This is a genomic window from Geobacillus genomosp. 3 (assembly GCF_000445995.2).
Lineage (GTDB): Bacteria > Bacillota > Bacilli > Bacillales > Anoxybacillaceae > Geobacillus.
In genome coordinates this window covers 793,196-811,671 of record NC_022080.4, presented here as the reverse complement: position 1 = coordinate 811,671, position 18,476 = coordinate 793,196, and the positions used below count along the sequence as shown (strand labels likewise).

At 47.2% G+C, this 18,476-nt stretch carries 20 protein-coding genes and 1 pseudogene; 3 read left to right on the top strand and 18 right to left on the bottom strand.

Annotated features, from left to right (window positions below):
- Positions 1–10: 10 nt before the first annotated feature.
- Positions 11–1,918, bottom strand: coding sequence for an asparagine synthase (glutamine-hydrolyzing) (gene asnB, locus M493_RS04215; RefSeq protein WP_023817522.1), 1,908 nt, complete (start codon positions 1,916–1,918; stop codon positions 11–13).
- Positions 1,919–2,340: 422 nt separating this feature from the next.
- Here asnB and M493_RS04210 point away from each other — a divergent pair, with 422 nt between their 5' ends.
- Positions 2,341–3,945, top strand: coding sequence for a multicopper oxidase family protein (locus tag M493_RS04210; protein ID WP_020959040.1), 1,605 nt, complete (start codon positions 2,341–2,343; stop codon positions 3,943–3,945).
- 100 nt (positions 3,946–4,045) lie between these two features.
- On the opposite strand, the gene M493_RS04205 is transcribed toward M493_RS04210, so the two are convergent.
- The 5 genes from M493_RS04205 to M493_RS04185 all read right to left on the bottom strand — a co-directional run bounded on the left by M493_RS04205 (position 4,046) and on the right by M493_RS04185 (position 6,857).
- Positions 4,046–4,384: a DUF86 domain-containing protein gene (locus tag M493_RS04205; RefSeq protein WP_020959039.1), complete on the bottom strand. Its 339-nt coding sequence runs from the start codon at positions 4,382–4,384 to the stop codon at positions 4,046–4,048.
- Positions 4,368–4,643 (bottom strand): nucleotidyltransferase family protein, encoded by a 276-nt coding sequence (locus M493_RS04200; RefSeq protein ID WP_051391580.1) that lies wholly within the window; start codon positions 4,641–4,643, stop codon positions 4,368–4,370. The genes M493_RS04205 and M493_RS04200 overlap by 17 nt, the downstream gene beginning before the upstream one ends.
- A 182-nt stretch (positions 4,644–4,825) precedes the next feature.
- Complete coding sequence (gene copZ / locus M493_RS04195; protein ID WP_020959037.1) at positions 4,826–5,029, bottom strand: copper chaperone CopZ; 204 nt, start codon at positions 5,027–5,029, stop codon at positions 4,826–4,828.
- A gap of 17 nt (positions 5,030–5,046) precedes the next feature.
- Positions 5,047–5,775, bottom strand: a complete 729-nt coding sequence (locus M493_RS04190; RefSeq protein ID WP_020959036.1) for a sulfite exporter TauE/SafE family protein — start codon at positions 5,773–5,775, stop codon at positions 5,047–5,049.
- A gap of 107 nt (positions 5,776–5,882) precedes the next feature.
- Positions 5,883–6,857 carry a F510_1955 family glycosylhydrolase gene (locus tag M493_RS04185; RefSeq protein WP_020959035.1) on the bottom strand — a complete coding sequence of 325 codons (975 nt, stop codon included), beginning with the start codon at positions 6,855–6,857 and terminating at the stop codon, positions 5,883–5,885.
- A 205-nt stretch (positions 6,858–7,062) separates the two neighbouring features.
- Between M493_RS04185 and M493_RS04180 the strand changes: the two genes are divergently transcribed.
- The gene (locus M493_RS04180; protein WP_020959034.1) at positions 7,063–8,130 is read left to right on the top strand and encodes a YncE family protein; all 1,068 of its coding nucleotides are present in this window, start codon (positions 7,063–7,065) and stop codon (positions 8,128–8,130) included.
- A 60-nt stretch (positions 8,131–8,190) separates the two neighbouring features.
- On the opposite strand, the gene M493_RS04175 is transcribed toward M493_RS04180, so the two are convergent.
- The 3 genes from M493_RS04175 to M493_RS04170 form a co-directional block, all read right to left on the bottom strand.
- Positions 8,191–8,691, bottom strand: coding sequence for a ubiquinol-cytochrome c reductase iron-sulfur subunit (locus tag M493_RS04175; protein ID WP_020959033.1), 501 nt, complete (start codon positions 8,689–8,691; stop codon positions 8,191–8,193).
- 59 nt (positions 8,692–8,750) lie between these two features.
- Positions 8,751–8,879: a hypothetical protein gene (locus M493_RS18945; RefSeq protein ID WP_020959032.1), complete on the bottom strand. Its 129-nt coding sequence runs from the start codon at positions 8,877–8,879 to the stop codon at positions 8,751–8,753.
- A gap of 318 nt (positions 8,880–9,197) precedes the next feature.
- Positions 9,198–10,133 carry a plastocyanin/azurin family copper-binding protein gene (locus M493_RS04170; protein ID WP_041267855.1) on the bottom strand — a complete coding sequence of 312 codons (936 nt, stop codon included), beginning with the start codon at positions 10,131–10,133 and terminating at the stop codon, positions 9,198–9,200.
- A gap of 270 nt (positions 10,134–10,403) precedes the next feature.
- On the opposite strand from M493_RS04170, the gene M493_RS18815 reads away from it, so the two are divergent.
- A complete protein-coding gene (locus M493_RS18815) occupies positions 10,404–10,634 on the top strand; it encodes a hypothetical protein (protein ID WP_235183450.1) in 231 nt (76 codons plus the stop codon).
- 36 nt (positions 10,635–10,670) lie between these two features.
- On the opposite strand, the gene M493_RS18010 is transcribed toward M493_RS18815, so the two are convergent.
- The 9 genes and pseudogenes from M493_RS18010 to M493_RS04120 all read right to left on the bottom strand — a co-directional run bounded on the left by M493_RS18010 (position 10,671) and on the right by M493_RS04120 (position 18,212).
- A complete protein-coding gene (locus tag M493_RS18010) occupies positions 10,671–12,209 on the bottom strand; it encodes a glycosyltransferase (protein ID WP_020959030.1) in 1,539 nt (512 codons plus the stop codon).
- Between the two features lie 76 nt (positions 12,210–12,285).
- On the bottom strand, positions 12,286–13,089 hold the full coding sequence (locus tag M493_RS04155) for a glycosyltransferase family 8 protein (protein WP_235183459.1): 804 nt from the start codon (positions 13,087–13,089) through the stop codon (positions 12,286–12,288).
- Between the two features lie 311 nt (positions 13,090–13,400).
- Positions 13,401–13,943 carry an NADPH-dependent FMN reductase gene (locus M493_RS04150; RefSeq protein WP_020959028.1) on the bottom strand — a complete coding sequence of 181 codons (543 nt, stop codon included), beginning with the start codon at positions 13,941–13,943 and terminating at the stop codon, positions 13,401–13,403.
- Positions 13,944–14,097: 154 nt separating this feature from the next.
- A pseudogene (locus M493_RS19025) lies at positions 14,098–14,313 on the bottom strand (family 1 glycosylhydrolase); the annotation flags it as partial.
- 185 nt (positions 14,314–14,498) lie between these two features.
- Positions 14,499–14,699, bottom strand: a complete 201-nt coding sequence (locus M493_RS04140; RefSeq protein WP_020959026.1) for a hypothetical protein — start codon at positions 14,697–14,699, stop codon at positions 14,499–14,501.
- 5 nt (positions 14,700–14,704) lie between these two features.
- Entirely contained in the window at positions 14,705–14,992 is a 288-nt protein-coding gene (locus M493_RS04135) for a ferredoxin family protein (RefSeq protein WP_020959025.1), read from the bottom strand.
- Complete coding sequence (locus M493_RS04130) at positions 14,992–16,287, bottom strand: FAD-dependent oxidoreductase (protein WP_020959024.1); 1,296 nt, start codon at positions 16,285–16,287, stop codon at positions 14,992–14,994. Before M493_RS04130 ends, M493_RS04135 begins: the two co-directional genes overlap by 1 nt.
- On the bottom strand, positions 16,280–17,329 hold the full coding sequence (locus tag M493_RS04125) for an electron transfer flavoprotein subunit alpha/FixB family protein (protein ID WP_020959023.1): 1,050 nt from the start codon (positions 17,327–17,329) through the stop codon (positions 16,280–16,282). The genes M493_RS04130 and M493_RS04125 overlap by 8 nt, the downstream gene beginning before the upstream one ends.
- 67 nt (positions 17,330–17,396) lie before the next feature.
- Entirely contained in the window at positions 17,397–18,212 is an 816-nt protein-coding gene (locus M493_RS04120) for an electron transfer flavoprotein subunit beta/FixA family protein (RefSeq protein ID WP_020959022.1), read from the bottom strand.
- Positions 18,213–18,476: the final 264 nt, after the last annotated feature.

Genomic DNA, 18,476 nt, shown 5'->3' with positions numbered 1-18,476 from the left:
TCCCCTGTCGCTACGCCTCCAAAGCAGACGCTGACCGCTTCTCGTTTTGTACAGATGGAGCAACATCGTACTTCTTCTCCACATACACTTGGTGCCAAACCATAAACGCCAACACCGTCCACAGTTTGCGGCTATAGTCCGCCTTATGGCGGGCATGTTCATCGAGCAGCCAATAGAGCACATCCTTACGAAATAGATGATCGGTCTCGCTCTCGTAAATCAGCTGTCTCGCCCAATCATACAGTTCGTTTCTCAGCCAATGGCGAATCGGCACGGGGAACCCTAACTTTTTCCGGTTTAACACATGATCCGGCACGATACCCTCGGCCGCTTTGCGCAAAATGTATTTCGTCGTGCCGTTGGCTATTTTCATGTCAGGGGCGATTCGCGCGGCGACCTCAAACACCTTTTTGTCTAAAAACGGAACGCGCAGCTCAAGCGAATGGGCCATCGTCATTTTGTCCGCTTTCACCAAAATATCGCCCCTAAGCCATGTATGGAGGTCAATATACTGCATGCGGTTTACAGGTGGGTAATGAAGCGTTTCGCGGTAAAAAGGAGCCGTCACCGCCGTATATTCGCGCCCCTTTTGATACGTTTTGAGCAACGCCGCTTTTTCTTTTTCGCTATACATTTTCGCATTGCCAACATACCGTTCTTCGAGCGGCGTCGTGCCGCGCTCCAAAAAGCTTTTTCCTTTCATCCCCTCGGGAAGCAGCCGGGCGATCATCCGCAACATCGTTTTGATGACGTTGGGCATTCGCGCAAACAGCCGCAGCGACTCCGGTTCGCGGTAGATGTTGTAGCCGCCGAACAGCTCATCCGCCCCCTCGCCGGAAAGCACAACGGTGACATGCTTTCTCGCCTCACGAGCGACAAAATAGAGCGGCACAGCCGCAGGATCGGCCAGCGGATCGTCCATATGCCACATGATGTTCGGCAACTCTTCTATATACTCCTGCGGCGAGATGACATAGCTAATGTTGTCTACCCCAAGCTTCTCCGCGGTGTCTTCGGCAACATCGATTTCGCTGAACCCTTCCCGCTCAAACCCGACGGAAAATGTCTTCAGGTGGGGATGAAATTGTTTCGCGATGGCGACGATGAACGATGAATCAATGCCTCCCGACAAAAACGCCCCGACCGGCACATCGCTGCGCATATGGACGCTGACGGAATCAAACAACACATCGCGGATTTGCTTGACAAGCTCCTCTTCCGACTGGCAAATAGGTTCGAAGGACGCCTTCCAATAACGATGAATCATAAGCGGCTCCCCGACTTTTTTCTTAAGGTAATGCCCCGGTTCCAACTTGTAAATGCCGGCCGACATCGTCAGCGGCTCAGGGACGTATTGGAACGTTAAATAATGCTGCAGGGAGTCGCCGTTCAGCGATTCCCGCCCCAACGCCAGCAGGATGCTTTTCTTTTCTGAAGCGAAAAACGTGCGCCCTGCTTGCTCCGCATAAAAAAATGGCTTAATGCCAAACGGATCCCGCGCCGCAAACACCGTTTTCTCTTGCTTGTCCCAAATGACAAACGCAAACATTCCGCGAAGCTTTTCGATCGCTTTTTCTTTTTCCGCGCTATAAAGGGCCACAATCACCTCGGTATCCGAATGCGTCGCAAACGAATATCCTTTCGCCGCCAGCTCTTCCCGCAATTCAAGATAGTTGTAAATTTCCCCGTTAAAAATGATCCAATAGCGGTCGTTTTCATAAGACAGCGGCTGATGCCCCGAATCCAGATCGATGATGCTCAGCCGCCGAAAGCCAAAACTGACGTAATCATCAAAAAAATACCCCTCATCGTCGGGGCCGCGATGGGCAATCAAGTCGTTCATTTCCATCCATACGGTTTTCCATGTTTGCTCCATCGCTCTCGGGCGGTCATGAATACAGCCAATAAACCCACACATCGTAAATGATTGCCCCCCACTTTGCAAAAAAGAATCGAAAAAACGACATCACAAATCTTTTTAAGAAGAATGATTTAGACAAAGACCCTTTCATTTTATCGTACACAAAACCAAGTTTCAAAAGCAATCCGTTTCCACTTTTTCAGGAAAACTGCCTGCAAGATTTTCAGTTCCCCATCATATTAACGATAAAATATGGAGAAAGTGTGAAATTCGCCACTTTTGAAAAGTGGACAGCTTGGCCATGCCCTTGAACCATGCCGGACGTCGATAAGGTGACGTTGGCGAAACAAATCAAGAAAAATCCTACTCCAAGTGTTTTACGGACACCAAAATGAAGCGACTTTCTCCATACATTTTACACATCTATTTTTTATTATATCATTGCATCTTCCACTACAAGCTTAAGGAGGAAAAACGACATGAAAAAATGGCTGCTTGGCGCCATTTTCGCAGGAATCGCAGCGATTGGCGCCGCTTGCTCAAATCCATCTTCCATGCAAGGACATGACATGTCCAACATGAAGATGAACAAAGAAGATGTTTCCGCCGAAACGAGCAAGCCACAATTGCCGTTCGCAACCAATACAGAGGTATTATCTGGGAAAGACATTCATCTTACGGCGAAGGAAGCGTTATTGCCAATCAACGATCAAGTGAAACTCCCGGTATACACGTATAACGGATCGGTGCCTGGTGCGCAAATTCGTGTAAAACAAGGGGATACGGTCAAAATTGTTGTAAAAAATGAATTGCCGGAACCGACAACGATTCACTGGCACGGCTATCCGGTTCCCAATAGCCAAGACGGGGTGCCGGGTGTCACAATGGACGCTATTCAACCAGGTGAAACGTTTACGTATGAATTTACGGCAACTGTGCCGGGAACGTATTGGTATCATTCCCATCAAAAAAGCGCAGAGCAAGTGGACAAAGGATTATACGGCACGTTGATCGTAGAACCGAAAAATGAAGAAAAAGTCGATCGAGATTATACGCTTGTATTAGATGAATGGATGAGCAATCCGAATGCGGAAAACGAAAACAATATGAATATGAACGGAAATATGGATATGAGCGGCATGGATCATAGCAATATGAATAATGGAAATCACTCTGATCACCAACAAATGGATATGGGCAGCATGGGCCATAACATGAATATGTACGATCTTTTCACGATAAACGGAAAAAGCGGAGCGGCGATTGAACCGTTAAACGTGAAAAAAGGCGAAAAAGTGCGGCTCCGTCTGATCAATGCCGGATATATGTCCCACAAGCTTCATTTGCATGGACATGAGTTTCAAATTGTCGCAACCGACGGGCAACCGTTAAAAGATCCGCAACCCATCAAAGATGAACTGTTGAATATCGCGCCAGGTGAGCGCTACGACATTGAGTTTATCGCCAATCACCCGGGTGAATGGCTGCTGGAATGCCACGGGAATATGAAAGGTACCGATGGCATGAAAGTGAAAATTCAATACGAAGGACAAGCAAACAATACGGACAAAACGAACGCAAAAGAAAATCTCCCTGTTGTGGATATGACAACATACGGAAAATATGAAACAGGTCCATTTACGTTAGACCAACCATATGATGTCGAGTACACAATGGATTTAGGAACAGCCATGGGCAAAAATGGCATGATTTTCACGATTAATGGGAAAACGTATCCTGATACAGCGCCGATCAATGTGAAGACAGGAGATTTCGTAAAAGTAAAAATCGTGAACAGCTCACCGATGGATGTCCATCCGATGCATTTACACGGACACTTCTTCCAAGTGTTAAGCAAAAACGGCAACCCAGTCAAAGGCGCTCCATTGATGAAGGATTCGTTAAATGTCAACCCTGGCGAAGAATACGTCGTCGCGTTTAAAGCGGATAATCCGGGAAATTGGATGTTCCATTGCCACGACTTGCACCATGCTTCAGCGGGAATGGCGACAGAAGTCAACTATACCGATTACAAATCGGACTATACCCCAGATCCGAACGACACAACGAATAAAGGGGAATAAGAAAGCTGAGGGGCTGACCCAAAACGCGAATGCATCTTGGGATCAGCCCCTTTTGAGTAACGTGCTATCCCTAAACAGCTCATACGGTTTGAATTGAAGTCTACCTTTCATTTAACAATTGTTCAACGTGCTGTTTTAACACAGGAATCTTATTTCGAACGACATCCCACACAATTCGATAATTAATGGAGAAATAACTGTGGATCAGCATATCCCTCATGCCAGCCATCTTTCTCCACTCGATATGTGGAGATGCTTGCCTGATTTCATCTGGAATGTTTTTGGCTGCTTCTCCGATGACTAATATGTTTTTAATGACTGCATCTGATACTAAATCATTATCTAAGAAGTCATCATAAGAAAGCCCTTGGGTGTACTTCTCGATTTTCTCCGCAGCGGCCAAAATATCTTGCAAAAAGACGCTAGTCTCTCTCTGCATACTTAACACCCTTTAAAATAGCTGCCTTTAATCCTGGTTTGATATCATCTACGATCACTAAATCGACTGGTTTTTGAAAATGATCTTCCAAACTGAATTTCAACTCCATATAATGATCAAACGTCACTGCATCATCCATAAATTCTACCAACACATCAATATCACTCGATTCCCTTTGTTCTCCCCGACTGTACGAACCAAATATCCCGATTCGCTTCACACCGTACTTTTCCTTCCATAAATCTAAATATTTCGACATTTCATTAAGGATGTCTTGTTGCGATAGCAAATAAATCCCCCCTTTTTTCTGCGCCCGTTATTTTCATTATAACATCCCGTTTTCCCGATATTCTTCAAGAAGAGAAAAAACTTTCCCCAGCCGAGAACTCGTTTAGGCGATAAAAAAGTGCCCCGTTATCATTTCGGGACACCTTCCGTCTGTTACTTCACATCATATCCTTGCTCTTCAATCGCTTCTTTCAGTTTTTCTACACTTACCTTTGTTTCATCATACTCCACATCAACCGTGCCTTCTTGTAAATGCACCTCTACACGGCTGACGCCATCCAACGCTTGAAGGGCATTGGTCACCGCCGCTTTGCAATGTCCACATGTCATTCCTTGTACTTCCAACGTAATCGTCATCATCCATTCCTCCTTTGTTAAAACCAATAAGTGATGGTATCTAGCATGCCCAGCAATACCATCACAATTCCAGCGAGTTGCTGAGTGAGCTTCCCTACCCGTCTTCCCTTTTTCATAACAGTCCCGCTCAATCCTAAGTACCAAAGGATGAGAATGAAGAAAATAACCGGTACAGAAGTTCCGACCGCAAAGACGCTCGGCAACAACACTCCGTAAGACGTTGAGTATGCGAGAGGCATTAGCGTCACAAAAAAGAGAACAAACATCGTTGGACAAAAAGCCAACGAAAAGCCGAATCCCATGAAAAACGAACCGATTTTTCCTTTTGCCCATCTCTCTGGCACTCTGAACAACGTGACATTCCAATACATGTTAAAAACCCCTAATAAATACAAGCCTGTAAGAACAAGAATCGGGCCAATGAGCTTCCTTAACCATGGGAAATACAATGTTAGCGTACTTTGAATCTCCTTCCCCATCAGCCAAACGATCAAGCCTAACCCGGAAAAAGCGATGATCTTCCCGAAAATAAATAAAAATAGTTCTTTCCAGGCGATCTCCCTTTGCAAGGATTGGTTGCTATACAATGTGATTGCGCCTAAGTTGCTAGTCAGTTGGCACGGAGCCATCGCTCCGACTATGCCAAGAAGAAACGCTGACAAAACGGGAAACGCTGTTGTGCTGTTGGCCATGGTAAGAAACGGCTGGCTTAGCAAGTTGCTGATTTGGCTTAGGAATGAGTACACCCTTCTCTCACCCTCTTCATCCGTTATTCAATATTGTAGCAGCAAATTTTGCAAAAATGATGGAGCGATATATTGGGGCAAACAAAAAGACATGCGCCCGCATGTCCCTATATTTCCCCTTCCGATGCTAGTTTTGTCCAACTCTCACCATTATTTTTCGTCATAAAAATATCCCCGTTCATCGTAACGATCACTATTTCTTTGTCATTTTCTGGATTAGAAGCGATATATATGATATGGTCTTTTTCCTTCAACCTAGGCACAGAAAGAACTTCTTCTCGTTTTGTGTCTATTGATTGTTTAACGAGGATAGGCTGATCGTCCTCTACAGCCGCAAATACAATGAATTTTTCTTGGAACGCAAACGTCGTCGTATTGATTTTTCGGGTGAACCGTTCAAACGTATTCCCGTTATCCCTTGAAATGAAAACCCCCTCGGCTGTACTAATCCCGACCATATTTTCATCCGTTGGGTGAGCCGCAATCGTTCCCGCTGCCGTTTGCGGCAGGCCGTTCAATTGACTTGGCGACCACGTTTTACCGTCGTCTTTGCTGTAAAATACTCCTCGTCCAAGCGTCTCGTTTTCTTCTTGATTCACCACATAGATGGTATGGCTTTTATAACCGACCGTCATATAATGGAAATCGGATTCTTGATAAAATCCTAAATTCATTAATGTTTGTCCATTATCAAAACTTTTCACAAGACCAAGTGGATTTCCCAACGACGAACCTTCTTCCGGATGCCCTGATGAATAAAAGCCATCGTCTGTAGCCGAAAAACCCATATAATCATGTTTATTGGAAATCGTTTCATACCATTTATTGTTTCGGTAAACGAGCAGCCCTTCATGAGTGGCAAAGTAAACCGCATTTTGATTGCCTGCATAACCAACTCCATGCAAATGTTCGATTTTCCCTTCCTTTTTTTCCTTAAAGAAAGGATTATTGGTAACGGATACATTCGATTTTGCCTGCTCTTTGCTCGTGATAAACGCCTGCTCTTTTTCGTTGGACGATGAACAGGCGCCTAGAAGAAAAAGAGCAGATGCCATGATGATGGCTTTTTTCATTTTTGTCACGGATGCTCATTCCCCTTTATACATGGTGTAAACCGTTGCATATTTTTATATTTTACCGGATAAATTTGCAGAATGTATGGATTTCAATAACCTGTAACGATTTGAAGATATTTTATCGCCATTGTGAAATTAATCACAGCAACCTCCTCCGTTTGCCCATATCATGTCGGTAGACTCAACCTAAAGCAAAAGGAGGAAACCGCTCATGCGCAAAACTGCGATTGTATGGTTATCGTTATTGGCGATGTTGGCGTTTGTTCTCGGAGGGTGCACCAATTCCCCTCAAGACAAAGCCGAACCAAAGAAAAACGGGCAGCCAGCCGCCTCTGAACAAACACAAGAAACGAACAAATTCTACTTTACCGCCAACGAAGGCGGAAGCATTTCCAAAGTTGATGTCGAAACAAACAAAGTAGTCGGAACGATCGAAGTCGATGGCGCTGTCCACAACGTCCAAGTTTCCCCTGATGGAGCTATTCTCGGCGCTACGTTAGTTCCGGCCATGCACCACGGACATGACCAGTCGATGGATATGAAAGGAATGGCGTTGTTTTATGATACGGAAACGGATGAATTGATCAAAAAAGTGGAAGTCGGACATCATCCCGCCCACATTGTGTTTACTGAAAACGGAAAATACGCCCTTGTGACCAATAATGAAGACAATAACGTTTCCGTTATTGATCTGGCGAACTACTCGGTCATTGCAACCATTCCGACTGGAAAAGGCCCGCACGGGTTTCGCATTTCCGACGACAGTCAATACGCATACGTCGCCAACATGGGGGAAGACAGCGTCAGTGTTCTCAACTTAACAACGATGAAAGAGGAAAAGAAATTCACCGTCGGATCCACTCCCGTCACCACCGGCATTACTTCGGACGGCAAAACGTTGGTCGTCACGTTGAATGCCGAAAATGCCTTGGCCATTGTTGACGTAACCAGCGGAAAAGTCGAAAAAGTCCCTGTCGGGCAAGGGCCGGCCCAAGTGTACGTGTCCCCTGACGATGCGTTTGCGTATGTGGCGAATCAAGGGACGAAAGAGACGCCCTCCCATTCTGTAAGCAAGATAAACTTAAAAACGAAACAAGTCGTGGCCACGATTGAAACAGGAAACGGGGCGCACGGGGTCGTCACAAGTCCGGATGGCAAGTATGTTTTCGTGACGAATATGTTCGACAACACCGTGAGCGTCATTGACCAAGAACAAAACAAAGCCATCCAAACGGTTCAAGTAGGCGAAATGCCCAACGGGATCAGCATCATGCCGTAAAGGAAAAAGCAGCAGGTTGGACGTTCCAGCCTGCTGCTTTTTCTGCGGCACAACGAATTTTCATTTTTCCCTTTTCCTCGGGCTCAATACGGCAATATACACATTGCCATCTTGAATATAAGCGTCAAATGTATCTAACGGTCTTGGCGGCGGCCCCCCTACATTGATGCCATATTCGTCATATTGCCCCGCGTGGCACGGACATAAAAAGCGGGTGCCTGTTTTCTGCATGTTCTCCTCAGCATCTCCGACGGTGCACCCTAGATGGGTGCAAATCGGGGACATAATGAGCAAAGAACCGTCTTGATTTTTGTTAATGTACACAAACCCTTCCCGCTCCTGTTCGGTCCATGCATCTTTTATGGTGATTTTATACGGCACCTTTTTCGGAAATTCCCCTTTTTCTAATTCGCTTAGAGGACCGAGATTAGCCATTGAACTTGTATTGACCTTTTTCTGATCGTTGCTGCAGGCAGCCAGTCCTGCAGGCAATACCGAAACAGCCAGCAGTCCAGCCGCCCCCTTTAGCGATCTGCTAAGAAATTCCCGTCGATTCAACATCAGATTTCCCCTCCTTGCCGTCTTGAATATAGGAGAGCTGCAAATAGGAAACGAATTGATTATCGTTTATCGCGCAATGCAAATTTTACTGCCCAATACACGACCAATCCAATGGCAAGCAAATTCAGAAGCCAGCCGAGAATGCCAAGGCCCATCATCCCCCAACCGCTCATCATCCCGCCCATCATCCTCATCACCCCCTGCATGATCGAAAAATCATTCCCGTCTATCGCTAGTCATTTCTGTCATCTTTTAAAACTAATTGGAACGCCAAATCCCTTTTTCCTTACCTTTACCATGTACCAATACTCTTATCCACACTTAATGCAGTTCAAAATCGGTTCACCACGTTTTCACCATCTTCCCCTTTTGCTTTACTTTTAGAATAGAGAAAAAGTGTGGAGAAAATATTGATAAAAACCTGCAAATATTTGTCAATGTTTTCACAAATACTCCGCCCTCTTTTAGTCAAAACAAATGCCGAGAAAGTCTCGGCAGCCATCATCTTATGAAACTTTCACAAATCCAATCATCCCAGATTCTTTATGCCCTGGAACTGTACAGTAAAATCGAAACACACCGCTTTCGATTGGTATGAACGTCACCTCGGCTGTTTTCCCTGGCAAGGAATGAACATGAACGCCCGCATTTTCTCCATGGTTTCCATGGTCATTCTGCTGTAACAAAATCTTCATATTTTTGAATTCGATATCGTGTTCCATTCGGCCGCTATTTTTCAGAATTAAGGTAACAGGCTGTCCTACAGTCAGTTGCAACCTCTCAGGAAAGTAATAAAATTCAGCCGCTTCAACCACTATCTTTTTCCCCTTTGTTTCGATGCTTAACGGAGATGCAGTTTGGTTGTGACCCTCCATAAAATGGTTCATAGGCGGATTCGTTATCGGAAGATTGGAAGACCGAGAAAATTCATAGTATAAATGGTTATACAAATAGAAAAACAGCGGAAGGACGATTGCTACCCATAGCGGATTATGGAATAGTTTATTGATCAAAAACGCACGGTTAAAACCTGTTTCTTGTTGAAGCATGTATAGAACAATACAAGCCATTCCAACAAATAGAACAAGCATGATGTGAATCATAGAATCCCGATATTCAGGTGCAATCATTTCTCCTAACATCGCTCCCATCATGCCGCCCATCACTCCTGATAAAACACCGTCAATGATGGCCATGATGCTAATCGGCATCCCAGCTAAAAATCCAGCTAAAAACCCGAAAGCCATTCCTAAAACGGTTGACAAAAAGAGATTGCCGTTGTAAGAAATCCCAGCCAGCAGGCCGCCTGTCAGCCCAGCCAACATTCCTAACGCCATCGCCGCCATCATTCCAGCCATGCATGTGATTTTCTTCCTTTTGATAAAGATGAAAGCAATCACAATGAAAGACAAAACCGCCGCGATCCCCCCAGCAAATAACATCGGCAACGGATGATCCCTCCTGCAAATGTTTATTTGTACACATATATGTGTGCAAATAACCGGTTAGTCCATGTCAGTGAACATACCGGCTGAGCTTGAACGAAAACAGAGAGCTTGTCATCCGATAACAGCTTTTTGTATTTACACCTGCACGTATTCTATGTTCATAAAACAACTATCCACACATGCCGCAGCATATGATGAAATTGTGATACCTTCTCTAAAGGGAGTTTTACGTATGAGTTTCGCATCCAACAGTCAGGAACGTTTATGTATCACAGCCATGTCCATGATGCAAAACAGGAGTTAATGGGATTAACAGGCATGCTTATTTCACGCGGCATATACGAAGAGCCTGTGGACCGCAATTATGTTCTGTTGCTTCAAGAGTGTGAAATAAATGAGCATCAAGAAAAACGGCATTGCTGCCGTTTTCTCTTCTCTCGTCCAACCCCAGACGCCCCCGTTGCGTCAAACAGAGCGGCTTGCCGCTGGCTCTAGTTGTCTAACGCCATTTGAAACACACATCATTGAACTTCAGCAGTCGGGTCTTTCCATAGTGAGTTTACAAAACCTTTTGTTGTACTTCCAATAATACTTTTTCAACGGATGATTCGCGTTCCAAGGCTTATTTTCCCCGGTGTAATGGATGATCGCCGGTTTCAGTTTAGGGATGGGATCGTACAAATGGTATGTTTGAAAATTCCATTTTGGATCCAACGGCAGCCATTGGCCGTGAAGCACCGCATTGAGCGCATCTTGGTCGCAATACCGAATACGGTCCCGGTGCGTACGAATGAACTCGATCACCTTTTCTTTCACGTGATGCTCGCGCCACATTTTTAAATTGATCAAAAGGACACCTGCATTAAAATACTTGGCCTCCTCCGGCATCAACAAATCCGCGTTTCTTGACTGTTTTATCCAATGATCCTCGACTGCGCCTAATAAATGCCCGCTAATGTCTGTATGCCATAGCTCCGTAATGTCCTTTTTGACAACGATGTCACAATCCAAATAGAGCACTTTCTCCACCGTCTCATCGAACAAATCCGGAATGGAAATCCGGTAATACGTTTCCTCCGTCAAATAGGCAAATGTCACAAACTCGCTGTACACGGTTGAGTCAATGCGGTGAAACTGTATTGTTGCCTCATATTTTTTTGCTAGTTTCGCTAGCCGCGCTTGATGCTTTTCGCTTATATTGCTGTTAATGACATGGATATGGATAGGGATGTCCGATGTTTTATTTTTTAAGAGCGAATATACCATCACGGCAAGCGGTTCAGCGTAACGGTCGTTGGAAACGGTCACAATGTGGATGGCCTCGTTTCGTTCGACTTGTGTACCGCTTTTTTTGCGGTTCTCTTCTTGTACCGGTTGAAACATGCTTTCGGCGCCGGAAAGGACTTGTTTCATTTTTTCCTTGTTTCCAACCACCTCGTAGTACTGCTCCCGCAGCAGTAAATTGCGCTCGCCGTTCGGGTTGTTTTCATAGCCGACGACCGGATGCCATAAGTGATAAATCGTGTGCTCAAGCCGTTTATAATGGCCGCACAACGTATTGACGGCGCTGCTGAACGCATCATCCTCCCCTCCCCATCCGGAAAACCGCTCATCAAATCCGCCGACCGCCAAAAAGTGCTCGCGGGGGATGACATTGAATCCGCCGACATAAGTGAACGGCGACGTATGAATGATGTCAAAGTCCGCCACTTCAACCGGCCACATCGGGGGCGCACTTACGAGATGTTTCGAGTTTTCCTCGGAGATTCTGACGATTTTTCGGAAAGGGATGACCCACGGCGCATCTTGCAGATGCCGAATGACCTCCTTCATCACTTCGGGATCGCAAAAAATATCGCCATCGACGATCACGAAGATGTCTCGGGTCGCCTGTTTGGCCGCCAAATTAATCGCCCGTGCCCGGTTAAACGGCTCATCGGTCGAGACTCCGACGCAAATTTCCGCTTCAGGAACCATCGTTTCGTAAAAAGTTTTAATCCAATTGAAATTGACGTCCCGAATCCCATTATCAGGTTTGTACGGGATGAGAATCGATACACGCTCAAACAATTGCACCGACCTCCCTATAGAAATATTGATGTATCAACGCTTCACAGTCTCTCCTTAACGGTCAGCATCAAAGCGTTTATGCCGACGGGAGCGGTTTTTCCCATAACGATTTTTTTAAGTATTTCAAATACTCTTTCGTGAACGGGCTTTTGGAATTCCACGGTTTTTCGGGGCCAGTAAAGTGGAGGATCGCTGCTTTTTTGGGCGAGAACTTTCGGCAATGGGCGGCGGTAAAGTTCCATTTATCATCAAGGCGGAGCCAGCGATTGTAAAGGACGGCGTTTAACGCATCTTGATCCATCAACGCCAGTTTATCCGGATTGGACTTGATAAATTGGATCAGTTCAGCGGAAATGTTTTTCTCGCGCCATCGTTTGAGGTTTATCAACAACAAGCCGGAATTAAAATAATGCGCATCTGGCGGCAGCGACAGACGGGCCATGCGAATTTCCCGATCCCGTTTGGTGACGACCCGCGATTCGTCTACTGCGGCTAGATCGTACCCATCAATATTCGTTTCCCACAATTCCGAGATATCGGTTTTCACCATCATGTCGCAGTCCAAGTACAGCGCCTTGTCGATCTCTTCGCTTAACAAGTCCGGGATCGTAATCCGATAGTACGCCTCTTTGCTAATGTACTTTTGCCCTCCCGACCCTGGCGCAACGTCTTTAAACAGCCCAACATCCACCTTCAGAAAGGTCACGGGCGCTTGGAACTTTCCGGCTGTCCTTTCTAGCTTTCTCATGCTAATCGCAGAAAGGTCTCCGTAAAGAATATAAATATGGATCGGGTAGTCCGGTTTTTTATGCGTTAATAGCGATGTGAGCATCACGGCCAAAGGTTGTGCATAATGGTCATTTGTCGCAGCTACAATCACCAAAATGACCCACTCCTTTTTTCCTATTCCCTGTTGTATTGTATGTGTGGCGAAATAGCCTTGCCTGTACAGTCGTCCATTTTTCAGGCAGTATCATGCATTCGGCAGGCGCGGCTCGGGCTAGAAGCGGACGGTGTGAATAACAGGCAGATTTCACAAAACAAGAAACTGGCAAAAAAAAAGCCGTCTGCCCTTCAGTCACATATAAGGTGTGGAAGTACAAATCGGGTTAATGTTTATCGATCGCAGTAAAAAAAGGTGTCTCGTTGTTTTTGAGACACCCTCCTGTTCTGCACGAGCAGCCTGCCGCATCAGCGCCCGACCCATTCGATAAACCGCCCGATCACTTGATCCAAAAATTCCACCGTCGCGGCATCAACGAGATTGCCCGCTTCATCGAATTTTTGGCTGGCGACATTCACCAGCACTTCGTTCCCGGCCGGCGGCAACACTTTCGCCGCCAGCCCCGGGCTTTGCAAGATCTGACGCAAATGAAGCTGGGCCCGGATCGTTCCCATCATCCCTGTTGACACCCCGGCGATCATCACAGGTTTATTGACCAACACTTTGTCCACACGCGACAGCCAGTCCAGCGCATTTTTCAGCACGCCGGGAACAGACCAGTTGTACTCCGGTGTTACGATCAATATACCGTCCGCCTCCGCCACTTGCCGCTTGAACGCCGCTACAACAGCCGGCGGGTTGAGTTCATCATCTTGATTGTAATGTGGCAAAGCGCCGATATCGGCAATGTCCAATTGGAATTTGTCTTTGTACCGCCCCTTGATCCACTCTGCCAGTTTCCGGTTATACGATTCTTTCCGCAAGCTGCCGACAAGGGCAACTATGTTCATTGTTTGTCCCTCCTCTAAATCGGATTGATGGTTGATTTCACCGATAGCGCACTCGTTTATTCCTTTACCACCCGTTCCGTTGCATGTTCCACGGAACGATGCACCGTCTCCATTACAATTGTTCCCCATTCGTTGCGATGACGTTTTAATACCGGTAAAAATCGATCGCTTCGTAGTTCGGGTATGTATACTTCTCTTTATTAATGACCAACTGCACCCCTTTTTCCTTAAGCAGTTGTGGCCGCATCTTTCCTCCCGGAAGCACATCGGCAATGTTTACCCCTTTGTTGCCTTCGCCAAATCCTCCTTCGATCTGGTTGGCCGCCGTCGCCCCTCCCCATAAAAAGCCTTCAGGAAAGCCTTTGTGCATCTAATCCATGGCCCATTCCTCCTACCGGAAACAGAATTGCAGAGGGAAGGGAACATACAGTGTCCGTCCCCTCTCCACTAGCTTACCACAGTTTGGTGAAAAGATTGACCGCTAACGCTCCTTGGCCGCCGTTTATATGGACAAAAACAGCGGCCGCCATCCACGCTATAGACAAAAAACCACCCTTACAAAGGGTGGTTCACATTTGAAGAAACGCGGATCGTTTGCCTTTTCGTCAACTCTTCATCGATGGTTAACAGCTCTTTTTTCTCCCAACTGACGAAGCGGTCTTCCCATAGCACATGGCACGAATGGTCATTGACTTCCAGCACGATTCCTCTGGCCCCATCGCAGGCGAAGACGACGCAATCCCCGATGTGGAACATAACGATCACCCTAACCGAAAGACGATCCCGTGACCGCCCCTCGGATACTCCCAGCGAATATTTCCGTACGGACAGCCGATGCGGCAGCTGCCGCATTCATGACACCCTTCATATCCGACATGCATCCGCGTTCCCTCCCATTTATACACGGCCGCTGGGCAGAAAATCGTGCAAATTTTGTCCGGGCATTTCGTCAGGCAAATATCGTGGTCAAGGACGTGAAGATGCGACCTCGTATCGGCATTAAAGCGGACTAAATACTGCTTTTCCTCAATCGTTGGCATATTCCCCATTACTTCATCACCTCCCAAACCTTCATCACATCCCGCGCCAGTTTCAGCTTCTCTTTCACCGAGCCAAGATCACGCCAAATGGTTTTCTGCTTCTCCCACTTTGAAGAGCCATCGACCGTAAACAGTTGGCTCGCCGCCCGGTTGAGCAGCGGAATGTACCGCTCAAAATATTGCGGGAACGAATCAAAATGGTGGGTCGCGTCTTTATACTTTTTCAAATCTTGGACGATAAAGCTTTCCATCAGCTTCAACCGATAGTGGTCAAGCATGCTTTCGGAAAAATCGTTGTATGTTTTCGCCATAATGATCGTTTCCGCGGCCAGGCGCCCGGATGTCATGGCCATATTCGATCCTTCACGGTGAATGGCATTGACCAACTGGGCGGCGTCCCCAACGACAAGCACGCCGTCACCGACGACTTTCGGCATCGAATGGTAGCCGCCTTCCGGGATCAAATGCGCCAAATACTCGACCGGTTCGCTTCCTTGGAGATACGGGCGGATCATCGGATGGTTTTTGACATACTCAAGCAGCTCATACGGTTTGATTTTATGTTTGATCAGCCCGGAAAGGAGCGTGCCGACGCCGATGCTTAAGGTGTCTTTATTGGTGTATAAAAATCCCGTTCCTAATATGCCTTTTGTCGCATCGCCGAGCAGCTCGATCGTGCATCCTTGCTCCGGCTCAAGGTTAAACCGTTCTTCGATCACTTTTTTATCGAGCTTGACAATTTCCATCACTGCGAGCGCGACTTCATCGGGCCGCCATTCGCGGTGAAACCCGAGCTGTTTCGCCAACAACGAGTTCACGCCGTCCGCCAACACGACGACATCGGCATACACCTCGCCATCCGGCCGGTCGGTGCGGACGCCGATGACACGGCCGTTTTCCACGATGCACTCCAGCGCCACCGTTTCACAAACGAGCAACGCCCCTTGCTCGACCGCCTTCTCGGCAAACCATTGGTCAAATTTCGCCCGCAACACGGTGAAGTTGTTATACGGCTCGCGCCCCCATTCCAATCCTTTATAACTGAACGTCACCGCCGACTCTTTATCCATCAACATAAACCGCTGCTCAACGATCGGCCGCTCGAGGGGGGCCTCTTTATAAAACTCCGGAATGATGTCTTCCATCATTTTTCGGTACAGTACACCGCCCATCACGTTTTTCGCCCCGGGGTATTCCCCGCGCTCTAAGAGCAGCACATTCACCCCGGCTTTGGCGAGTTCATAGGCGCACGCCGTTCCGGCCGGCCCCGCTCCAACGACAATACAATCAAACTTTTCAGGCATGGCGGACCCCCTCCTTCACATCAACGGATGCTCTTCGTTTTGGCATCTCTTCTTTCAGCCGTTCGATTAGCAGCGGCACAATCTCCAACGCATCGCCGACAATGCCGTAATGGCACGACTGGAAAATCGGCGCGTTCGGGTCTTTATTAATGGCGATGATCAGCTCGGAATTTTGCATGCCGACGATATGTTGAATCGCACCGGAAATGCCGATGGCGAAATAAATTTTCGGCGTCACCGTCACCCCGGTTTGCCCGACTTGGTGATCATGGCTGATCCATCCGGCTTCGACGGCATCGCGGCTCGCGCCGACCGCAGCGCCGAGGACATTCGCCAGCTCATGGATGAGCTGGAATCCTTCTTTGCTGCCCATTCCTTTGCCGCCGGCTACGATGATTTCCGCTTCATCGATACGCGCTTTTTTCACCGTTTCCCGAACGACTTCAAGCACTTTCGTCCGCATTTCTTCCTCATGCAGCTCGATCTGCTCTTCAACGATTCGGCCAGTCCGCTCCGGATCGGGACGAAGCGCCTTCATGACTTTCGGCCGAACCGTCGCCATTTGCGGACGGTACTTTTTGCACAAAATCGTCGCCATAATATTGCCGCCAAACGCCGGCCGGCTCGCCAGCAACAACCCGGTATCCTCTTCAATATCCAAAATGGTCGTATCGGCCGTCAGTCCGGTCGGCAAATCAGTGGCAATGGCGCTCGCCAAGTCTTTCCCTGTCGGCGTCGCCCCATACAACAGCACTTCCGGTTTATACTTTTGACAACAGTCAAGCAAAGCGCGCATATACGGCTCGGTCCGGTAATGGGCAAAAATCGGGTCGTCGTATACATAAACGACATCCGCCCCATAGGCAAACAACGTCGGCGCGAGCGATTTGACACCGCTTCCAATTAACACTCCGCCAAGCTCGGTGCCGCGCTTATCAGCGAGCGCCCGCCCAGCCCCAAGCAGCTCCAAGGAAACCGGAGCCACCGTTCCGTCTTTCACCTCAATGTAAACCCATATCCCTTGATAATCGCTTACGTTCATGGCCATATCCCCTCCCTATGAACAGAAACTATGAATAGACCCTACCTTGTTTTTCCCTAAGGCGCCTTTACGATGGGAACAGCTCTTTTTTCGCCAGCATGATGGAAAGCAGCTGTTCCACTTTTTCTTCCGCCGTTCCTTCAAGCATCTCGCCGCCTTTCGGTTTCGGCGGTGTCCATATTTTTGAAACAATCGTCGGGGAACCTTTTAATCCTAACTGTTTGCGGTCAACGTTTTCCAAATCATCGGCCGTCCAAATCGTCGGTTGATATCGTGCGGCTTTGATCATGTTCGGCAAAGGGGCAAAGGAGATATCGTTAATTTCTTTCTCGACGGTGAATAAACACGGCAATGTCGACTTCACGACTTCATAGCCATCTTCAAGCTTGCGGTGGACGATCGCGTACCCTTTTTCTTTGTTGATTTCCACCACTTTGTTGACGCCTGTAAGCGGGGGAATATTTAAACGGCGGGCGATGCCTGGCCCAACTTGGCCTGTATCACCGTCAATGGTCATTTTTCCGCAAATAACCAAGTCAATCGGTTGCTTTCTTGCCATCTTTTCCAACGCTTTCGCCAGCGCATAGCTCGTCGCCAGCGTATCCGCCCCGGCGAACGCACGGTCGGAAATCATATATCCTTCATCAGTGCCAAGCTCAATGCACTTGCGGATCGCCTTCACCGCTTGCGGCGGGCCCATCGTCAGCACGGAAACAACGCCGCCGTACTTCTTTTTCAAGCGAACGGCTTCCTCGACCGCATGCGCATCATACGGGTTTAAAATCGCCGGAGCACTGGCGCGGTCGATCGTATTCGTCTTCGGATTGATCTTGGCGACCTTCGTATCCGGCACTTGCTTAATGCAAGCAACGATATGAAGCATACCTTCCCCTCCCAAATAAATTCTCTTTCTTTATAAATATTCTATCGCAATTATGAAATTTCTTGAAGTTTTCGACAGAAAATTTTCTATTTTGTTCAAAAACTTCTAATCCTGTCTGATAGAAACAAGCATTCCTATTATATAGATGATAAAAATGATATTAATATTGTTTTAACACTCAACTGACGCGATCCAACCAAAGATAAAACACTTTTTCAAAAAAATATACTCAATCACTCGCCGCCAGTGAACAAAACGAACGGC